This is a genomic window from Geodermatophilus chilensis, assembly GCF_002802985.1.
GTDB lineage: Bacteria > Actinomycetota > Actinomycetes > Mycobacteriales > Geodermatophilaceae > Geodermatophilus > Geodermatophilus chilensis.
In genome coordinates this window covers 1-19,026 of record NZ_NVPT01000110.1, presented here as the reverse complement: position 1 = coordinate 19,026, position 19,026 = coordinate 1, and the positions used below count along the sequence as shown (strand labels likewise).

16 protein-coding genes are annotated in these 19,026 nt (G+C 75.5%); 4 read left to right on the top strand and 12 right to left on the bottom strand.

What is annotated here, in order from left to right:
- Positions 1–134: 134 nt before the first annotated feature.
- From CNO22_RS17855 to CNO22_RS17840, 4 genes are all read right to left on the bottom strand, one after another.
- A complete protein-coding gene (locus CNO22_RS17855) occupies positions 135–353 on the bottom strand; it encodes a hypothetical protein (RefSeq protein WP_100500641.1) in 219 nt (72 codons plus the stop codon).
- A gap of 89 nt (positions 354–442) precedes the next feature.
- On the bottom strand, positions 443–2,818 hold the full coding sequence (locus tag CNO22_RS17850) for a [protein-PII] uridylyltransferase (RefSeq protein ID WP_100500640.1): 2,376 nt from the start codon (positions 2,816–2,818) through the stop codon (positions 443–445).
- 97 nt (positions 2,819–2,915) lie between these two features.
- Entirely contained in the window at positions 2,916–3,254 is a 339-nt protein-coding gene (locus CNO22_RS17845; protein ID WP_100500639.1) for a P-II family nitrogen regulator, read from the bottom strand.
- Positions 3,251–4,645 (bottom strand): ammonium transporter, encoded by a 1,395-nt coding sequence (locus tag CNO22_RS17840; protein WP_100500638.1) that lies wholly within the window; start codon positions 4,643–4,645, stop codon positions 3,251–3,253. The genes CNO22_RS17845 and CNO22_RS17840 overlap by 4 nt, the downstream gene beginning before the upstream one ends.
- Before the next feature lie 363 nt (positions 4,646–5,008).
- Here CNO22_RS17840 and nicT point away from each other — a divergent pair, with 363 nt between their 5' ends.
- Both nicT and CNO22_RS17830 read left to right on the top strand, forming a co-directional pair.
- Positions 5,009–6,127, top strand: a complete 1,119-nt coding sequence (nicT, locus tag CNO22_RS17835; protein WP_198588416.1) for a Nickel transporter NicT — start codon at positions 5,009–5,011, stop codon at positions 6,125–6,127.
- A gap of 203 nt (positions 6,128–6,330) precedes the next feature.
- Complete coding sequence (locus CNO22_RS17830; protein WP_198588414.1) at positions 6,331–8,109, top strand: SpoIIE family protein phosphatase; 1,779 nt, start codon at positions 6,331–6,333, stop codon at positions 8,107–8,109.
- 69 nt (positions 8,110–8,178) lie between these two features.
- Here the strand turns inward: CNO22_RS17830 and ftsY are convergent, their stop codons facing one another.
- Positions 8,179–9,405 (bottom strand): signal recognition particle-docking protein FtsY, encoded by a 1,227-nt coding sequence (ftsY, locus tag CNO22_RS17825; protein WP_100500637.1) that lies wholly within the window; start codon positions 9,403–9,405, stop codon positions 8,179–8,181.
- A 71-nt stretch (positions 9,406–9,476) separates the two neighbouring features.
- On the opposite strand from ftsY, the gene CNO22_RS17820 reads away from it, so the two are divergent.
- Together CNO22_RS17820 and CNO22_RS17815 are read left to right on the top strand one after the other, a co-directional pair.
- Positions 9,477–11,156, top strand: a complete 1,680-nt coding sequence (locus CNO22_RS17820) for an alkaline phosphatase D family protein (protein WP_100500642.1) — start codon at positions 9,477–9,479, stop codon at positions 11,154–11,156.
- A 5-nt stretch (positions 11,157–11,161) separates the two neighbouring features.
- Positions 11,162–11,977 (top strand): endonuclease/exonuclease/phosphatase family protein, encoded by an 816-nt coding sequence (locus CNO22_RS17815; protein WP_100500636.1) that lies wholly within the window; start codon positions 11,162–11,164, stop codon positions 11,975–11,977.
- A 57-nt stretch (positions 11,978–12,034) separates the two neighbouring features.
- Here the strand turns inward: CNO22_RS17815 and smc are convergent, their stop codons facing one another.
- The 7 genes from smc to CNO22_RS17780 all read right to left on the bottom strand — a co-directional run bounded on the left by smc (position 12,035) and on the right by CNO22_RS17780 (position 18,894).
- Positions 12,035–15,601, bottom strand: coding sequence for a chromosome segregation protein SMC (gene smc / locus CNO22_RS17810; protein ID WP_100500635.1), 3,567 nt, complete (start codon positions 15,599–15,601; stop codon positions 12,035–12,037).
- Between the two features lie 73 nt (positions 15,602–15,674).
- Entirely contained in the window at positions 15,675–15,866 is a 192-nt protein-coding gene (locus CNO22_RS17805) for a YceH family protein (RefSeq protein ID WP_100500634.1), read from the bottom strand.
- Between the two features lie 149 nt (positions 15,867–16,015).
- The gene (locus CNO22_RS17800; protein WP_232807138.1) at positions 16,016–16,300 is read right to left on the bottom strand and encodes an acylphosphatase; all 285 of its coding nucleotides are present in this window, start codon (positions 16,298–16,300) and stop codon (positions 16,016–16,018) included.
- Entirely contained in the window at positions 16,297–17,199 is a 903-nt protein-coding gene (mutM, locus tag CNO22_RS17795; RefSeq protein WP_100500632.1) for a bifunctional DNA-formamidopyrimidine glycosylase/DNA-(apurinic or apyrimidinic site) lyase, read from the bottom strand. Before mutM ends, CNO22_RS17800 begins: the two co-directional genes overlap by 4 nt.
- 6 nt (positions 17,200–17,205) lie before the next feature.
- Entirely contained in the window at positions 17,206–18,048 is an 843-nt protein-coding gene (gene rnc, locus CNO22_RS17790; RefSeq protein WP_100500631.1) for a ribonuclease III, read from the bottom strand.
- A 17-nt stretch (positions 18,049–18,065) separates the two neighbouring features.
- A complete protein-coding gene (gene rpmF, locus CNO22_RS17785; RefSeq protein WP_100500630.1) occupies positions 18,066–18,245 on the bottom strand; it encodes a 50S ribosomal protein L32 in 180 nt (59 codons plus the stop codon).
- A 1-nt stretch (position 18,246) separates the two neighbouring features.
- Positions 18,247–18,894, bottom strand: coding sequence for a YceD family protein (locus CNO22_RS17780; RefSeq protein ID WP_198588413.1), 648 nt, complete (start codon positions 18,892–18,894; stop codon positions 18,247–18,249).
- Positions 18,895–19,026: the final 132 nt, after the last annotated feature.

Sequence of the window (19,026 nt, the reverse complement as noted above, 5' to 3'; positions counted from 1 at the left end):
CCAATCGGCACCGCGCCACCCGCTACGACGTCGGCAAGACCGTCAAACGAGACACCGAGCGCAGCCGTGACCCACAGGTCAGGGGTTAAACGACAAGCTGAGCTGGCGAAGGGTGGGGAGGACGGGGTCCTTTTTCAGGCGGCGCGGCGCCTGAACGCGGCCACGGCGGCTCCCGGCGCGGCCGTGGACACCGCCGTCCCGCAGTCGGCGCAGGCCCACTCGGGGCACTCGCCGCCGTCCTCGGTGTGCCCGTCGGCGCACGGTGGCTGGACGAACTCCCGGTCCCCGTCGCAGGAGGGGCACGGCCAGACCCTGCCCTCGGCTGCGGCGACCTCGAAGGACGTGCCGGTCATGCGGGGTGCCTCCCTGCGGTCGTCGTCGGGACCGTTCCGTCCCGCTGGCCCCTCGACGGTGGCACGGGGGTACGACAGGACCGCGGAGCTCAGCCCGGCGTGTCCCCCCGACCGGCCACCGGGTCGGGCACCGCACCCCGGACGGCGGCGGCCAGCGCCGCCTCCACGCGGGCCCGCTGGTCGGTGCTGATCGGCTCCCCGGAGGGGTTGGCGACGTAGAAGTGGTCGGCGGCGTCGGCGCCGAGGGTCTCGATCCGCGCCGAGGTGACGTCGAGGCCCTCGGTCGCCAGCGCCGCGGTCAGCCGGTAGAGCAGCCCGGCCCGGTCCCCCGCGCGCACCTCGACGATCCCGGTCGCGTCGCCGGTCACCTCGCCGTTGTGCCAGGAAACCCGCGGCGGCGCCGCCCGGGCGGCGTCCTGCCGGTAGTCGGCCTCCCGCTGCCGCAGCCGCTCCGCCAGCGGCAGCGTGCCCTCGAGGGCCGCGCGCACGGCGTCGGCCAGGATCGAGGCCACCGGCGCCCGCCCGAACCGCGGCCGGACGGCGAAGACGGCCGTGGCCCGCTCGCCGACCACGTTCACCTTCGCGGCGCGCACGTCCAGCTGGTTGAGCGCCAGCACCCCCGCCAGCCGACTGAACAGGCCGTGCCCGTCGGGCGCGACGATCGTCACCTGCTGGCCGTCGGCGACGTCCTCCACGCCGACGGAGATGCCGGCGGCGGCGTCGGCCGGGGCCCCGGTGCGCACCTGAGGCTGCCCGGGGTGCAGCACCGGCTCCGGCTCCGGCACCGGCGTGCCGCCCAGCCTGGCCTGCACGCGGGCCACCAGGGCGGCGACCAGGTGCGCCTTCCACGGCGACCAGGCCGAGGAGCTGGTCGCGGCGCCGTCGGCCTGGGCCAGGGCGTGCAGCAGCTGCAGCAGCGCCGGGTCGTGCCCGATGGTCGCGGCCACCCGGTCGATCGTGGCGGGGTCGTCGATGTCGCGCCGGGTCGCGGTGTCGGGCAGCAGCAGGTGGTGGCGCACCATCGCGCCCAGCGTCGCGACGTCGTCGTCGCCGAAGCCCATGCGGCTGGCGATCCGAGCCGCGATCGGCTCCCCGACCTCGCTGTGATCGCCGGGCCAGCCCTTGCCGATGTCGTGCAGCAGCGCGCCGACGAGGAGCAGGTCGGGCCGGTCGACGTCCCGGGTGAGCTCGGCGGCGGCCGCGGCGGCCTCGACCAGGTGCCGGTCGACGGTGAACCGGTGCCAGGGGTGGCGCTGCGGCAGCGAGCGGATCCGGTCCCACTCCGGCAGCAGCCGGGACAGCAGCTCCTCCTGGTCCAGCTGCTCCAGGACCGCCACCGCCGGCCGCCCGCTGGCCAGCAGCCGCAGGAACGACCAGCGCACCTCCGCCGGCCACGGCTCGGGCAGCGGCGGCGCGTGCACCGCGAGCACCTTGAGCGTGTAGGGCGACAGCAGCAGGTCCTCGCGCGCGGCGGCGGCCGCGCCGCGCAGCACCAGGCCGGGGTCGGCGGCCGGGCGGGCGTCGCGGGCGAGCACGACCTCGTCGCCCTGGCGGACGACGCCCTCGGCCAGCGGCTCGCGGCGGATCCGGCGGTAGCGGCCGCGGGGACGGCGGACCAGCGCCGACTCCACCCGCCGCCACGTCTCGTCGGCCACGAAGGCGAGCCGCCGCCCCGCCAGGCTCACCTCGCGCAGCAGCGCGTCCTCGTCGGGCAGACCCAGCGCCACGGCGACCGGACGCTGCTCCTGCCGGACCAGCACGTCGGCCGGCCGGCCCGAGCGGCGGCGCAGCTCGTCGCGGACGTCCAGCAGGAACGCGTAGGCCTCCTCGACCTCGGCGGCGGGCTCGTCGGCCAGCTGGGCGGCGGCCACCGCGCGCAGCACCTGCCCCTCCCGCAGGCCGCCGTAGGCCTCCTTGAGGTCCGGTTCGAGGAGGAAGGCCAGCTCCCCGACCTGCCGGGCGCGACCGCGGCGCAGGTCGCGCAGCTGCGGCAGCAGCCGGGACGCCGACTGCCGCCAGCTGCCGAGGGTGGCGGTGCGCAGCGTCGCCGCGAGCCCGGCGTCCCCGGCGACGAAGCGGGCGTCGAGCAGGCCGAGCCCGGCCTTGACGTCGGTGGAGGCCACGCCGACGGCCTCGGCGACGGTCCGCACCGAGTGGTCCAGGCGCAGTCCGGCGTCCCAGATCGGGTACCAGACCGCGTCGGCGACGGCGGCGATCTCCGGGCGCCCGTCGTGCACGAGGACGAGGTCGAGGTCGCCCTGCGGCGGTAGTTCCCGGCGGCCGAGGCTGCCGACGGCCACCAGGGCGACGCCGTCGGTGCCCGTGCGCGGGGGCGGGGCGCCGCGGCGCGGCCGGGGCGGCGGGGTGCCCGCGACCGCCTCGGCGAGCAGGCCGGTGAGCCAGGCGTCGAGCACCTCGCTGCGCTCGGCCCGCGGCAGTGCGGGCAGCGACCCGGTGTCCAGCACGTCTCCCCCTCGCTCTCCTGCACTCTCCCTGGGACGGCGTCGGCCGGGGTGGCAGGAGACCCCGCCACCCCGGCCGACGGAGCTGTCGCGTCCGGCCCTACACGGCGTCGGCGCCGCGCTCGCCGGTGCGGACGCGGACGATCTCGTCGATCGTCGTCACCCACACCTTGCCGTCGCCGATCTGGCCGGTGGACGCGGCCTCGACGATCGCGTCGACGACGCGGGCGGCCTCGACCTCCCCGACGACGACCTCGATGCGGACCTTCGGCACGAAGTCCACCTGGTACTCCGCCCCGCGGTAGACCTCGGTGTGGCCCCGCTGGCGGCCGAAGCCCTGGACCTCGCTGACGGTGAGCCCGGCGATGCCGATCAGCTCGAGGGCGTTCTTGACGTCGTCGAGCTTGAACGGTTTCACGATGGCGGTGACGAGCTTCACGCCCGGCTCCCTTCGGTGGTGACGGTGATGCCCCGAGCCCTGTCGTTACCCGCCGGGTCCTGCGGTATGGCGTGCGCCTGGGTGCCCAGGGCCGGGGCGCTGCGCCCACCGCCGAGGGAGTCGAGGTCGTAGCCGGTCTCAGCGTGCACGACGGAGTCGATGCCGGTGACCTCGTCCTCCTCGGCGACGCGGAAGCGCATGGTCCTGGCGATGGCGAAGCCGATCACCAGGGTGAGCACGAACGAGTAGACCAGCACGACGCCGGCGCCCAGCGCCTGCCGCCACAGCTGGTCGACGCCGCCGCCGTACAGGAGGCCGTCGACGCCGGCCGTGGTGGACGCCGAGGCGAACAGGCCCACGGCCAGGGTGCCCCAGATCCCGCCGACCAGGTGGACGCCGACGACGTCCAGGGAGTCGTCGTAGCCGAGCCGGTACTTCAGGCCGACGGCCAGGGCGCAGACGACACCGGCGACCAGGCCGACGAGGATCGCGCCGACCGGGGTCACCGAGGAACAGGCCGGGGTGATGGCGACCAGGCCGGCGACGACGCCGGAGGCGGCACCCAGCGAGGTGGCGTGCCCGTCGCGCAGCTTCTCGACGAGCAGCCAGCCGAGGGTCGCGGCACCGGTGGCGACCAGCGTGGTCACGAAGACCTCGGCGGCCTGCCCGTTGGCGGCCAGCGCGGAGCCGGCGTTGAAGCCGAACCAGCCGAACCACAGGATGCCGGCGCCGATCATCACCAGCGGCAGGTTGTGCGGGCGCATCGGGTCGCGCCCGAAGCCACGCCGCTTGCCGAGCACCAGGGCCAGCGCCAGGCCCGCCGCACCGGCGTTGATGTGCACCGCGGTGCCGCCGGCGAAGTCGATGGCCAGCAGGTCGTTGGCGATCCAGCCACCGGTCTCGGACTCCGCGCCGTCGAAGGCGAACACCCAGTGCGCGACCGGGAAGTAGACCAGCGTCGCCCAGACGCCGGCGAAGACCATCCACGGGCCGAAGCGGGCCCGATCGGCGATCGCGCCGGAGATGAGCGCGACGGTGAGGATGGCGAACATGCCCTGGAAGGCGACGAAGGCCATCGAGGGCACCGTGAAGACCAGGCTCTCGGGCTGGAAGCCGCCGTCCAGACCGCTGGTGCCCAGCAGCGAGGAGAGGCCGGCGAACTCCAGCGGGTCCCCCAGCAGACCCCCGCCGAGGTCGTCGCCGAAGGCCATCGAGTAGCCGTAGAGCACCCACAGCACGCTGATCAGGGCGAGTGCGCCGAAGCTCATCATCATCATGTTGAGGACGCTCTTCGCGCGGACCATGCCGCCGTAGAAGAGCGCCAGACCGGGGGTCATGAACAGCACCAGCGCGGCGCTGACCAGGACCCATGCGGTGTCGCCGGTGTCCACGGCAACCTCCTGACGGATCGGTGCGGCCGGCCTCGGGTGCAGGCCGCACGGGCGGGGCCGGAGCGTCCGCGGACGCCCGGGCCGAAGGGGCTGACCGGCGCCCCCGGGAGGAGGGCGACGTGGCGCTCACCGTGCCGTCGGCACGTTTCGGCGACCGGCGCGCCGCTGTTTCCGTGCCGTGAACTCCCGCCCGCGTGTCCGCCCGTCGTGTTCCGTCCGTGTTGCGCGGCCCCCTCCGCGCCTCCGTTGCGCCTTGTTGCAAGGCGTTTGCAACTGCAAGTCGGCTGCAATAAGGTCGCGGTCAGTCGCCCGCCGTCCGGGGTGTGGCAGCCCTTCCGAGGAGGCAGCGTGCACGTGCCTGCCGTGTCAGCCCCGCTCCACGTGCCGGTGCGCGCCACGAGGGTGGACGGCGGTTTCAGTCCGCACGAGCGCCGTTCCATCGCCGCCATGACCGCCTTCGTCCTGTTGTTGCACGTCGTCGGCTGGGGCGTGCTGGTCTTCGCGGTCGCTCCCGCCGGATACCAGCTCGGCAGCACCGGCGTGCTCGGGGTGGGAGTCGGACTGACCGCCTACATGCTCGGCGTCCGCCACGCCTTCGACGCCGACCACATCGCCTCGATCGACAACACGACCCGCAAGCTGGTCGAGGAGGGCAAGCCGGCCGTCAGCACGGGTTTCTGGTTCTCTCTCGGGCACTCGTCGGTGGTCTTCGCCGCCAGCTTGCTGCTGGTCATCGGCGTCCGGTCTGTCGCCGGCGTCGTCCAGGACGAGAACTCGTCCGTCGCCCAGGCACTCGGTCTGGTCGGCACGCTGGTGGCGGGCACCTTCCTACTGCTCATCGGGCTGATGAACCTCTCGTCGGCCATCGGCATCGCTCGGGTGTTCCGACGGATGCGGGCCGGCGAGTACGACGAGGCCGAGCTGGAGCAGCACCTGCACAACCGCGGCTTCCTCGCCCGCCTCCTGGGACGGGTGACCCGACGGGTCAGCAAGCCGTGGCACCTCTATCCGGTCGGCCTGCTCATGGGGCTGGGCTTCGACACCGCCACCCAGGTCGCCCTCCTCGTGCTGGCCGCCGGCTCCGCCGCCTTCGTCCTGCCGTGGTACGCGATCCTGGTCCTGCCGGTGCTGTTCGCGGCCGGCATGAGCCTGTTCGACACCGCTGACGGCGTGCTGATGACCCGCGCCTACGGGTGGGCGTTCCTCAAGCCCGTCCGCAAGGTCTTCTACAACCTCACCATCACCGTCCTGTCGGTGACGGTGGCCCTGGTGATCGGTGCCCTGGTGATCGTCGGACTGCTGGTGGAGCGGCTGGGCATCGATTCAGGCCCACTGGTGTGGATGGCGTCACTGGACCTGGAGTTCGTTGGCTTCGCGATCGTCGGGTTGTTCATCGTGACCTGGGCCGTCGCCGTGGCGGTGTGGCGCTTCGGCCGCATCGAGGAGAAGTGGTCCGACAACGCGGCGCCTGAGGCCGTGTAGCCGGCTCCTTCCGCAGCGGCCCGGCCCTCGCGCGGTACGCAGACCTGTCCGGCGAGTACGGCCACCCGTGTAGCGCTCGCCGACGGGGTAGTGCCCACCGTGATCAGCACCCGTCCGGAAGGGGGACCAGCGCGGTGGCCGCGGGACAGGAGCGTGCGGACGACGACGGCGACACGGGACGCAGAACGCCCGAGGAGCTGCCGGTGCCCGACTTCGCGCGGGTCTTCGACGAGGCGCCCGCGCCCTTCCTGCTGCTGACGCCCGACCTGGTCATCGTGCACGCCAACCGGGCCCGGCTGGAGGCCACCGCCACGACCCTCGAGGACACCGTCGGCCGACACCTGTTCGACGTCTTCCCGCTCAACCCCGACGACCCCGGGGCCGACGGCGTCCGCAACCTGGCCGACTCCCTGGGCCGCGCCCGCGACACCCGCCGGCCGGTGACCATGGCGATCCAGAAGTACGACATCCCGCTGCCCGACGGCACCTGGGTGGAGCGGTTCTGGAGCCCGTACAACGTGCCGATCCTGGACGACGAGGGCCGGGTCGTGCTGCTGCTGCACCGCTCCGACGACATCACCGACTACGTCCGCGACCGCGACGAGGCCCGCCTGGAGGCCGCCCGCGGCCAGCGCCGCGTCGAACAGGTGCAGGCGGACCTCTTCCAGCGGACCCGGGAACTGGAGGGGCGCAACGCCGAACTGCGCGAGAGCAGCGAACGCGAGCGCCGCACCGCGAGCTCACTGGCCGGGCTGGCCGCCACCGTCTCCGCCCTCGCCGCCGCGGAGACCACCCCCGAACTGCTCGAGCTGCTGTTCGACCACGGCCGTGCCGCGCTGCAGACCGACACCGCCGCCGTCGCCCTCGCCGGGCCCGACGGCCTCACGCTGACCGAGGGCCGGGAGGGGCGGCTGGTGTCGGCCGACCTGGACCCCTCCTCGCCGCTGCCGATGGCGGTCGCCGCGAGGGGCGAGACCGTGCTGGTCCACGACGCCGGCACGCGGCCGGACACCGAGGAGGGGCGGCTGGCCCGGGCCCTGGGGATCCGGTCGTGGGCGGCCCTGCCACTGCGGGCCGGCGGCCGCCTGCTGGGCTCGTGGACCGTCGGCTGGGCCGGCGCCCGGGCCTTCGAGGAGCACGACGTACGGGTGCTGGAGGCCTACGCCGCGCAGTGCGCGCAGGCCGTGGAGCGCGTGACCCGGCTGGAGGCCGAGCGGCGGCGGGCCAGCGAGACCCGCAGCCTGGCCGAGACGCTGCAGCGCTCGATGCTGACCGAGCCGCCGGAGCCCGACAGCCTGCGCATCGCCGTCCGCTACCGGCCCGCGGCCCGGGAGGCCCAGGTCGGCGGGGACTGGTACGACGCCTTCCTCTCCCCCGACGGCGCCACCACGCTGGTCGTTGGCGATGTCACCGGGCACGACCGGACCGCCGCGGCGGTGATGGGCCAGCTGCGCAACATGCTGCGCGGGGTGGTGCACGCCCTCGACGCCCCACCGGCCCGCGCGCTGGCGACCCTCGACCGGGCGCTGCACGACCTGGGGATGACCACGCTGGTCACCGCGCTGCTCGCCCGCGTCGAGCAGACGCCGGAGGAGGCCGCCGCGGGACTCCGGACGCTGCGCTGGTCCAACGCCGGCCACCTGCCGCCGCTGCTGCTGGCTGCCGACGGCACGGTCCGGCTGCTCGAGCGGCGGCCGGAGCTGCCACTGGGCGTGGACTCGCCGGCGCGCCGCACCGACGCCACGGTCGCGCTGCACCCGGGCGACACCGTCGTCCTCTACACCGACGGCCTGGTGGAGCGCCGCGACGCGACCCTGGACGACGGCTTCGAGCGGCTGGTGGCGGCGGGTCGGGAGGTGCGCGACGTCCCGGTGCACGATCTGTGCGACGTCCTGCTGGCCCGGATGACGCCGGAGTTCGCCGACGACGTCGCGCTGGTGGCGTTGCACGTCAGCCGAGAAGGCCCGCCGGCCGCAGGGTGAGCGGCCGGCGGCCTCCTGCAGGGCCCCGCCGCGAGCCTGCGAGCGGTGGGGGGGCAGGGTGATCCTCCTTCAGTCGGCCCCGCCGACCAGCGCGTCGGCGAACGCCTCCGGCTCGAAGGGCGCCAGGTCGTCGGCGCCCTCGCCGAGCCCGACGAGCTTGACCGGGATCCCGAGCTCGCGCTGCACCGAGACGACGATGCCGCCCTTGGCGGTGCCGTCGAGCTTGGTGAGGACGACGCCGGTGACGGTCACCGCCTCGGTGAACACCCGGGCCTGGACGACGCCGTTCTGGCCGGTCGTGGCGTCGAGGACCAGCAGCACCTCGGTCACCGGCGCGACCTTCTCGACGACCCGCTTGATCTTGCCCAGCTCGTCCATGAGGCCGCTCTTGGTGTGCAGCCGGCCGGCGGTGTCGACGACGACGGTGTCCACCTCGCCCTCGACCCCGGTGCGCGCCGCCTCGAAGGCGACCGACGCCGGGTCGGCCCCCTCGCGGCCGCGCACGGTGAGGACGCCGACCCGCTCGCCCCAGGTCTCCAGCTGGTCGGCGGCGGCGGCGCGGAAGGTGTCGGCGGCCCCCAGGACGACGCTCTTGCCGTCGCCGACGAGGACGCGGGCGATCTTGCCGACCGTCGTCGTCTTGCCGGCGCCGTTGACGCCGACGACCAGGACGATCCCCGGCAGACCGTCGTGCCGGTCGACGCCGAGGCTGCGGTCGAGGTCGGGGCCGAGCACGGTCGTCAGCTCCCGCACCAGCAGCTGGCGCAGCTCCGGGCCGGACGCGGTGGCCAGCACCATCGACTGGGTGCGCAGCCGGTCGACGATCTGCTGGGTGGCGGCCACGCCGACGTCGGCGGCCAGCAGGGTCTCCTCGACCTCCTCCCAGTCGTCCTCGGTCAGCCGCTCGCGGGCGAGGACGGTGAGCAGGCCGCGGCCCAGGTTGGACTGCGAGCGGGCCAGCCGGGAGCGCAGCCGCACCAGCCGGCCGGACGACGGCGGCGGCGTCTCGAAGACCAGGCCCGGCTCGGGGGCGGCCGGGGGGAGCACGACGTCCGGCGGCGCTTCCGGCGAGACGGCGTCCGGCTCGGCCGTCGTCCCCAGCCCGCTGGCCGTCGACCCCGACGGCCGGGGTGGGGCCTCCGTCGTCGGGCTGGGCGGGCGCGGCCGGGTCAGCGTGGTGCCGGTGGCGGCGTCGTCGTCCAGCCGGGTGGTGCGCCGGCCGCGACCGACGAGCAGGCTGACCCCGAGGATCAGCCCGACGAGCAGGATCGCGATCGCGATCAGCACGAACTCCATGGCCCTCAGTCTCCCAGCACCCGCGGGCGGCGTCCGTGCGGAACCCGCGGCGGTGGGCCACCCTGGGCGACATGCCGCTGCCCGGCCGGGAGAACCCGGTCCTCCTCCTCGGTCCCCTGCTGCGGCACGTGGACCCGGTGTCGGCCACCGTCTGGGTGGAGACCGACCGGCCCTGCGAGGTGGCGGTGCTCGGTCGCCGCGCCCGCACCTTCTGCGTGAGCGGCCACCACTACGCCCTCGTCGTCGTCGAGGGGCTGGAGCCCGGCAGCGCCACGCCCTACGAGGTGCACCTCGACGACGAGCGGGTCTGGCCGGAGGCGTCCTCGCTCTCCCCGCCCAGCCGCATCCGGACGCCGGGCCGGCCCGGGCCCTTCCGCATCGCGTTCGGCTCCTGCCGGTACGCCACCCCCAGCACCGTCGACGCCGCCGAGGGCATCCCGCCCGACGCGCTGGACACCTACGCCGCGCGGCTCACGGGGCAGCCGGAGGACGAGTGGCCCGACGCACTGGTGCTGCTGGGTGACCAGGTCTACGCCGACGAGCTGACCCCTGCGACCCGCCACTGGTTGTCCCTGCGCCGGCAGCAGCCGGCCCCGCGGGACGCCCAGGTCGACGACTTCGAGGAGTACACCCGGCTCTACGCGGAGTCCTGGAGCGACCCGCAGGTGCGCTGGCTGCTGTCGACCATCCCGTCCTCGATGATCTTCGACGACCACGAGATGATCGACGACTGGAACACCTCCGCCGCCTGGCGGCGGAAGGTGACCGGGCAGGACTGGTGGACCCGCCGGATCTGCGGGGGCCTGGTCAGCTACTGGGTCTACCAGCACCTGGGCAACCTCAGTCCGCAGGAGCTGGCCGAGAACACCACCTGGCAGGCGGTGCTCGAGCACCGGGACGACGCCGAGCCGGTGCTCCGGGCGATGGCCGAGGCCGCCGACCGCGACCCGCGCTCGATGCGCTGGAGCTACGTGCGGCACTGGGGCGAGGCCCGGATGGTGATGGTCGACAGCCGGGCCGGCCGGGTGCTCGACGAGAGCGCCCGCGGCATGCTCGACGAGGACGAGTTCGCCTGGGTCGAGGCGGCGATGCGCCGCGCGGTCGACGAGGGCGTCGAGCACCTGGTGCTGGGCACCTCGCTGCCGTGGCTGCTGCCGCACGCCATCCACGAGGCCGAGCGGTGGAACGAGACGCTCGCCCGCCGCCACCTGGGCCGTCCGCTCGGCTGGCTGTCCGAGCAGCTGCGGCAGGCCGCCGACCTCGAGCACTGGTCGGCCTTCGGCGACTCCTTCGAGCGGCTGGGCCGGGCCCTGGTCGCGCTGGCCCGGGGCGAGCAGGGCCGGGCGCCGGCGACCGCGCTGGTGCTCTCCGGCGACGTCCACCACGCCTACGCCGCCGAGCTGGTGCGGCCCGGGGACCTCACCGCCCGCGTGCACCAGCTGACCGTCTCCCCGCTGCACAACCAGGCGCCGCACCCGATCCGCGTGGGCTTCCGGATCGGGTGGAGCCGCTGGGCCCGCCGGCTGACCACGGGGCTGTCCCGGCTGGCGCGGGTCCGCCCCTCGGAGCTGGACTGGGCCAAGCAGGCCGGCCCCTACTTCGGCAACCAGCTCGGCGAGCTGGTCCTGCACGACCGCGACGCCTCCTTCCGGCTCTTCGTCACCCACCGGGACGAAGCCGGCCAGGAGCGGCTGCAGCTGATCGCGGACCTGCCGCTGTCGGACCCGGTCCCGGCGGAGGTGACAGGCTGACGCAGGTGAGCGACCCTCTGGGCAAGCGGCCCGCTCCCGGCCCCGACCAGCCGCCGATCCCGGTCCGGCTGGTCACCTTCAACACCCACCACGGCGTCGGGGACGACGGCCGGCACGACCTGCCGCGGCTGGCCTCGGTGCTCGCCGCGGCCGACGCTGACGTGATCTGCCTGCAGGAGGTGGACCGGCACTACGGCGGGCGGAGCGAGGACGTCGACCAGGCCCTGCTGCTCTCCCGGGCGCTGGACATGCAGCTGGCCTGGGGCCCGGCGATCGACGAGCCGAGGCGCGAGCAGGGGCTGCGCCGCCAGTACGGCAACGCGCTGCTGTCGCGGCTGCCGATCCTCGTCAGCGACGTGCACCCGCTGCCCGGCGGCGGCGAGCCGCGCAGCGCGCTGCGGACGATGGTCGAGCTCGACGGCGCCGCGCTGTGGGTGACGACCACCCACCTGTCCACCCGCTCGCCGCGGGAGCGCGCCGAGCAGCTCGCCGCGATCGCCAGGCTGCACACCGAGTCGATGCAGACCGGCGTCCTCGTCGGGGACTTCAACGCCGACCCCGGCGCCCCGGAGCTGGCCCCGCTGACCGGGCGGTTCGCCGACGCCTGGGAGCTGGCCCCCGACCGCGAGGACCGGGCGGGATGGCGGTTCTGGCACGCCCGGCACGGCGAGACCCACCCGGCCCGTCGTCCGCACCGGCGGATCGACCAGGTGTGGGTCTCCCCCGGCGTCGGCGTGGCCCGCGCGCACGTGCTCGACGGGGCCGGCGCCTCTGACCACCTGCCCCTGGTCGTCGACCTCGAGGTCCAGTCCGGCGCCTGACGGCGCTTTCCGCGGAAACCGCCGCTGAGACCCCGGCGATCTCCGCGGAAAGCGCCGTCAGGCCGGTTCGGCCTCGCGCAGGCGCTGGCTGATGACGCCGGTGATGCCGTCGCCGCGCATGCTCACGCCGTAGAGCGCGTCGGCGATCTCCATCGTCCGCTTCTGGTGGGTGATGACGATCAGCTGCGAGGTCGCGCGCAGCTGCTCGACCAGGGTGAGCAGCCGGCCGAGGTTGACGTCGTCGAGGGCGGCCTCGACCTCGTCGAGCACGTAGAACGGCGAGGGCCGCGCCCGGAAGATCGCCACGAGCAGCGCGACGGCGGTCAGCGAGCGCTCGCCACCGGAGAGCAGCGAGAGTCTCTTGACCTTCTTGCCCGGCGGGCGGGCCTCGATGTCGACGCCGGTGGTGAGCATGTCCTCGGGGTCGGTGAGGGACAGCCGGCCCTGCCCGCCCGGGAAGAGGACGGCGAAGACCTGCTCGAACTCCCGCTGCACGTCGGCGAAGGCCGAGGCGAAGACGTCGTGGATGCGCCCGTCGACCTCGCGGACGACGGTGAGCAGGTCGCGGCGGGTGGCCCTGAGGTCCTCGAGCTGCGTGGCCAGGAAGCCGTGTCGCTCCTCCAGCGCCGCGAACTCCTCCAGGGCCAGCGGGTTGACCTTGCCCAGCGTGGCCAGGTCGCGCTCGGCCTTGGCCGCGCGGCGCTCCTGCGCGTCCCGGTCGTAGGGCACCGGGGCGGGCTCGGGCTCGCCGGCGTCCTGCGCGGCGGCCACCTGCGCCGGCGTGGGCGGCACCGGGGCGGCCGGACCGTACTCGGCGAGCAGGGTGGCCAGGTCGACGCCGTACTCCTCGGCGGCGCGGTCCTCCAGCGCCTCGATGCGGTAACGCTGCTCGGCTCGGGCCACCTCGTCGCGGTGCACCTCGTCGGTCAGCCGCTCCAGCTCCGCCGTGGCCGACCGGACGGCGACGCGCACCTCGAGCAGCTCGGCCTCGCGGGCAGTGCGCACCCGGGCGAGCTCGTCGCGCTCGGCGGCCGCCCGCGCCAGGGAGGACGCCAGCGCGATCAGCGCCGTCTCGGCGCCGGAGCGCACCCGGGCGGCGACGCGCGCACCGCGCTCGCGGGCGACCCGGGCGGCGGCGGCGCGCTCGCGGGCGGCGCGCTCCTGGCGGGCCTGCCGCCGCAGTGACTCCGCCCGCCCGGTCAGTGCCCGGGCCCGCTCCTCGGCGGTGCGGACGGCGAGCCGCGCCTCGGTCTCGGCCTGCCGCGCCGCGGCCGCCTCGAGCCGCAGCCGGTCGCGCTCGGCGGGGTCGGGCTCCTCCTCGACCGGCGCGGCCTCGGCCTGGGCCAGCCGCTCCTCCAGCCCGGCGAGGGCGGTCTGCGCCTGCTCGAGCGCGCCCTCGGCGCGGACCCGGGCGGCCGCGGAGCGCTCGGCCTCGGCGGTGGCCGACCGGGCGGCCGCGCCCAGCTCGGCCAGCTGCGCGGCGACGGCGGAGCGGCTGCGGTCGGCGGCCTGGCGGGCGGCGAGGGCCTCGTCGACGTCGGCGGAGCGGGCGCGGGCGGTCTCCCGTGCGGCGGCCAGCCGGTCGGCGAGCTCGGCGGCGCGCGCGGTCGCGGCGGCCAGTGCCCGCTCGGCGTCGTCCACCCGGGCGCGGACCTCGAGGCCCGACGGCGCGTCGGCCTGGCCGCCGACCGACCAGTCCGAGCCGACCAGGTCGCCGTCCGCGGTCACCGCCCGCACCCGCGGGTGCCGGCCGACCAGGGTGACGGCGGCGTCGAGCGAGGGGACGACGGCGACGCGGTCCAGCGCGCGGTCCAGCGCGGGGTGCAGCTCCTCGGGGGCCTCGACGAGGTCGCGGGCCCAACGCACGCCCTCGGGCAGCTGCGGCCAGCCCTCGCGGGGCAGCGCGGGCAGGCCGCCGGTGACCAGCAGGCCGGCCCGGCCGCCGTCGACGTCCTTGAGGTGGGCGAGCGCGGCCGCGGCGCCGGCGACGGAGTCGACGACGAGTGCGTCGGCCATGCCGGACAGGGCCGCGGACAACGCGACCTCGGCGCCGGGTGCGACAGCGACCCGCTCGGTGACCGGGCCGAGCACGCCCGGCAGTCCGGCGGCGAGCACCGCGGCGGCGCCGTCGGCCGGGGCCAGGCCCTGGGCGAGGGTGTCGCGCCGGGCCTGCGCGGAGGCCCGGTCGCGCTCGGCGGCCCGCTCGGCGGCGACCAGCTCGGTGACCGCCTTCGCGGCCGCGGCGTGCGCGGCGACGGCGTCCTGGTGGGCGGTGACGAGGGCGACGTCGCCGTCCTCCTGCTCGGCGACCGCCTCGCGGCGCTCGGCCAGCCGCTCGGCGGCGACCTCGGCGCGGTCGGCGGCCTCGCCGGCGGCCAGCGCCAGCCGCCCGATCTCCGACTCCCCCGCGGCGACGCGGGAGCGGGCCGCGGCGACCTGGCCGGAGAGCCGGGCGAGACCCTCGCGGCGGTCGGCCAGCGCGCGGGCTGCGGCGACCCAGGCCCGCTCGGCCTCGGCGAGCGCGGCCTCGAGCTCCGTGCGGGTGGCTACCGCGGTGGCCAGCCGGCTGCGCTCGGACTCCAGCCCGGCGGCGAGCTGCGCCTCGGTGGCGGCGACGCGGTCGGCCTCGGCCTCGAGCTGGTCGGGGTCCCGGCCGGCGGCGGCCGCGGGCGGCGCGGCGGAGAGGTGGCGGTGCCGTTCGGCGGCCAGTTGTGCGATGCCGCGGAAGCGCTCGGTGAGGGCGGAGAGGCGGTACCAGGTGTCCTGGGCCGCGGCCAGCAGCGGGGCGTTCGTGGCGAGGTCGGTCTCCAGCGCCGACTCGCGTGCCGACGTCCGCGCCAGCTCGGCCTCGACGACGCTGCGCCGCGCCCGGGCAGCGGTCTCGTCGGCGACGTCCTCGTCCAGCGCGTCGCGCAGCTGGACCAGGTCGTCGGCGAGCAGCCGCAGCCGCGCGTCGCGGAGGTCGGCCTGCACGCCGGCCGCACGGCGGGCGACCTCGGCCTGCCGGCCCAGCGGCTTGAGCTGGCGGCGCAGCTCGGCGGTGAGGTCGGCCAGCCGGTCGAGGTTGGCCTGCATCGCGTCGAGCTTGCGGAGCGCCTTCTCCTTGCGCTTGCGGTGCTTGAGGACGCCGGCGGCCTCCTCGATGAAGGCGCGGCGGTCCTCGGGGCGGCCGGAGAGGACGGCGTCGAGCTGGCCCTGGCCGACGATGACGTGCATCTCCCGGCCGATGCCGGAGTCGCTCAGCAGCTCCTGGACGTCGAGCAGCCGGACCTTGTCGCCGTTGATCTCGTACTCGCTCTCGCCGGAGCGGTACATGCGGCGGGTGATCGACACCTCGGTGTAGTCGATCGGCAGGGCGCCGTCGGCGTTGTCGATGGTGAGGGTCACCTCGGCCCGGCCGAGGGCGGGGCGGCCGGCGGTGCCGGCGAAGATGACGTCCTCCATCTTGCCGCCGCGCAGGCTCTTGGCGCCCTGCTCGCCCAGGACCCAGGCGATGGCGTCGACGACGTTGGACTTCCCGGAGCCGTTGGGGCCGACGACGGCGGTGATCCCCGGCTCGAGGCGCAGGGTCGTCGCGGACGCGAAGGACTTGAAGCCCTTGAGCGTCAGGCTCGACAGGTGCACGGTGGAAGGACCCCGTCCCTCTCACCCCTCGCGAGCTCGGGGTGAGCCTCCGGATGGGGCCGGACGTTCTCGGTTACGCGAGGGCCGGCTCGGCGTTGTCGCCGGCCAGGCTGAGCAGCTCGTGGGCGATGGCGGCGTCGCGCTGCGCGCGCAGCTCCTCCAGTTCCTGCTCCAGCCGGCGCACCCTGGCCCGCAGGACGGCGTTCTCCTCGACTACTCGGAGCGCTGCGGGGGCGACGACGTGACCGAACAGGGCCTTGGCCATGGCGACAACGGCCTTTCCACTGCGTGAGGGGATGACCTGCGCCCCGTACGACGGTCGGCGCGGTCCGTGTGTTCCCAGGGTGACAGGCCCGGACACGCAGGTCAACGGGCACACTCCAACGCCCCCGTGTCGGGGAGGTGTCGCGTTCGTCACGCCGTCGTGAACCCGGTGCCCCCCTCGACCGGCACGTCCCGGACGTCGACACCCGTCACGGCGCCGGGCGCCCGGGGGCCCTGCAGATCGGCCAGGACGGCGGTCACCGCGGCGTCCGGGCCCTCGAGCACGACCTCGACGCGCCCGTCGGGCAGGTTGGTCGCCGACCCGGCCAGACCCGCCGCCGCGGCCCGCCCGCGGACGAACCAGCGGTAACCGACGCCCTGCACCGAGCCCGAGACCAGGGCGACGACGCGACGTCGGCCCTCCTGCCCGGTCACGGGCGGCGGGCTCGCGGGCGCGGCTGACAGCGCGGGCAGCTATAGCTGGAGCGGTTCATGAACGACTCGCGCACGATCGGCGTCCCGCAGCGCGGGCAGGGCCGGTCGACCTGCCCGTAGACGGCCAGGTGCCGGGAGAAGTAGCCGCTCCGCCCGTTGACGTCGACGTAGAGGGAGTCGAAGGAGGTGCCGCCCTGGGCCAGGCTCTCGGTGAGCACGTCCCGCACCCCCTCGAGCAGGTCGGCGACCTGGGCCCGGGTGAGCCGGTCGGTGGGACGGTTGCCGTGCAGCCGGGCCCGCCACAGCGACTCGTCGGCGTAGATGTTGCCGACCCCGCCGATCAGCGTCTGGTCCAGCAGCGCCCGCTTGACCTCGGTGCGCCGCCGGCGCAGCGCCACGCTGAAGCCGTCGACGTCGAAGGTGTCCGCGAGCGGGTCGATGGCGATGTGCGCCAGCCGGCTCGGGATCTGCTCCGCGGTCGTTCCGCCCGCCCCATCGCCCCTGGCCGTGTCCTCGACCGCCAGCCCGCCGAACGTGCGCTGGTCGACGAAGCGCAGCTCGCGGCCGCCGTCGATGAAGGTGAACCGGGCACGCAGGTGCGTCTCGTCGGGCTGGGAGGGCTTCTCGACCAGCAGCTGGCCGCTCATCCCGAGGTGCGCGACCAGGGCCTGCCCGGCGGGGGTGCCGTCGGCCTCGGCCAGCGGCAGCCACAGGTACTTGCCCCGGCGGTGGGCGGCAGTCAGCGTGCGCCCGGTCAGCGCGGCGACGAAGTGCTCGACGCCCTCGAGGTGACGGCGGACGGCACGCGGGTGACGCACCTCGACGGCGGCGACGGTGCGCCCGACGACCCAGCGCTCCAGACCGCGCCGGACCACCTCGACCTCGGGCAGCTCGGGCACGGCGGCTCAGCTCGCGCCGGACTCGGCCGGGACGGCCGCGCCGTCCGACACCGCACCGTCCGACGTCTCGCCGTCCGGGCCGGCGCCGTCGGACAGCGCGCGCCAGGCGGCCTCGGCGGCTTCCTGCTCGGCGGCCTTCTTGGTGCGCCCGGAGCCGCGGCCGTGGACGGTGCCGGAGAGGACGACGGCGGCGGTGAAGGTCTTGGCGTGGTCGGGGCCGGTGTCCTCGACCACGTAGGTCGGCGCACCGAGCCCGAGGCGGGCGCCCAGCTCCTGGAGGCTGGTCTTCCAGTCCAGGCCCGCGCCCCGCGTGGCGGCCTGGTCGAGCAGCGGGTCGAACAGCTGGTGGACGAACGCCGAGGCGGCCTCCAGACCCAGCCCGACGTGCACGGCGCCGATGAGCGCCTCCACGGCGTCGGCGAGGATCGAGTCCTTCTCCCGGCCGCCGGTGGTCTCCTCGCCGCGGCCCAGCAGCAGGTGCGGGCCCAGGCCGCCGTCCCCCAGCCGACGGGCGACGCCGGCCAGCGAGGTCATGTTGACCACCGAGGCGCGCAACTTGGCCAGCCGGCCCTCGGGCAGGTCGGGGTGGCGCCGGTAGAGCTCGTCGGTGACGACCAGCCCGAGCACGGAGTCGCCGAGGAACTCCAGCCGCTCGTTGGTCGGCAGCCCGCCGTGCTCGTAGGCGTAGGAGCGGTGGGTCAGCGCCAACGCCAGCAGGCCGCCGGGCAGCTCGACACCGAGGGCGTCGAGGAGCCAGGCGGCCGCGCGGTCGGCGTGCACCGCACCCGCCGGGGAGCGGCCGGCGGCCCCACCCGGAGCGGGCTGGGTGCCGGTGGCCGTCGTCCCCACGGATGGTCCTGCCGGGGTCAGACCGAGAGGACCTGACGGCCCGCGTACTGCCCGCAGTTCGGGCAGGCCTGGTGCGGCGGCTTGAGCTGGCCGCAGGCCCGGTTCGGGCACGGCGTCAGGGTGGGCGCGGAGGCCTTCCACTGCGAACGCCGGGCACGGGTGTTGGAGCGGGACATCTTCCGCTTCGGGACGGCCACGTCAGTTCTCCTCTGGGTTGTCCGCACCGGGGGTGCCCGGTGCGGAGGCGGGACGGTCGGATTGCGAGGCACCGAAGCGTTGAGCCAGCCCGGCCCAGCGCGGGTCCAGCTGCTCGTGCGTGTGGTCCGCGGGCAGGTCGTCGAGCCGCTGCCCGCAGTCGACGCACAGCCCGGCGCAGTCCTCGGTGCAGGTCGGCGCCAGCGGGAGGCTCAGGACGACGAGGTCGCGGAGCATCGGCTCGAGGTCGATGTGCTCGCCCTCGACGCGGCGGACCTCGTCCTCCTCGCTGGTGGCCTCGGTGGTGCTGCCCTCGTAGGCGAACAGCTCCTGGACGTCGAGCTCGAGGGAGTCCTCGATCGGCTCCAGGCAGCGCGCACACGAGCCGACGAGGGGGACGTCGACCTCACCGGAGACCAGCACACCCTCCATGACCGATTCCAGCCGCAGCCGCAGCCGGACCTCCGCGCCCTCGGGGACGCCGATGAGCTCGACCCGCCAGTCCGCGGGCGCGGGCAGGGTGCGCTCCATCTCGTGCATCGAGCCGGCGCGGCGGCCGAGTTCCCGCAGGTCCACGAACCAGGGGTTGGCGGCGGGACGCCGGGCGTCCGGGGACGCGGCGCCTGGGCGGGGCGGCGGTGCGGCAGGCATGTCGGTACTCGCGGTAGGCAACGGGGAGGTGGCCGGCCGGGGTGCGGGGCCTCCGGCGGTCGGACCAGGGACCCAGACTACCCGATGCCCAGCAGGGCCCGTCCGGCCCGGAGGTGGCCCCCTCCCCGGCAC

What these genes read in the sequence shown, in the direction of transcription:
- CNO22_RS17805 (WP_100500634.1), bottom strand. Translation starts at nt 15,866, where the DNA reads ATGGCCAAGGCCCTGTTCGGTCACGTCGTCGCCCCCGCAGCGCTCCGA.
- ftsY (WP_100500637.1), bottom strand. Translation starts at nt 9,405, where the DNA reads ATGGAGTTCGTGCTGATCGCGATCGCGATCCTGCTCGTCGGGCTGATC.
- CNO22_RS17780 (WP_198588413.1), bottom strand. Translation starts at nt 18,894, where the DNA reads ATGCCTGCCGCACCGCCGCCCCGCCCAGGCGCCGCGTCCCCGGACGCC.
- CNO22_RS17855 (WP_100500641.1), bottom strand. Translation starts at nt 353, where the DNA reads ATGACCGGCACGTCCTTCGAGGTCGCCGCAGCCGAGGGCAGGGTCTGG.
- CNO22_RS17820 (WP_100500642.1), top strand. Translation starts at nt 9,477, where the DNA reads ATGCCGCTGCCCGGCCGGGAGAACCCGGTCCTCCTCCTCGGTCCCCTG.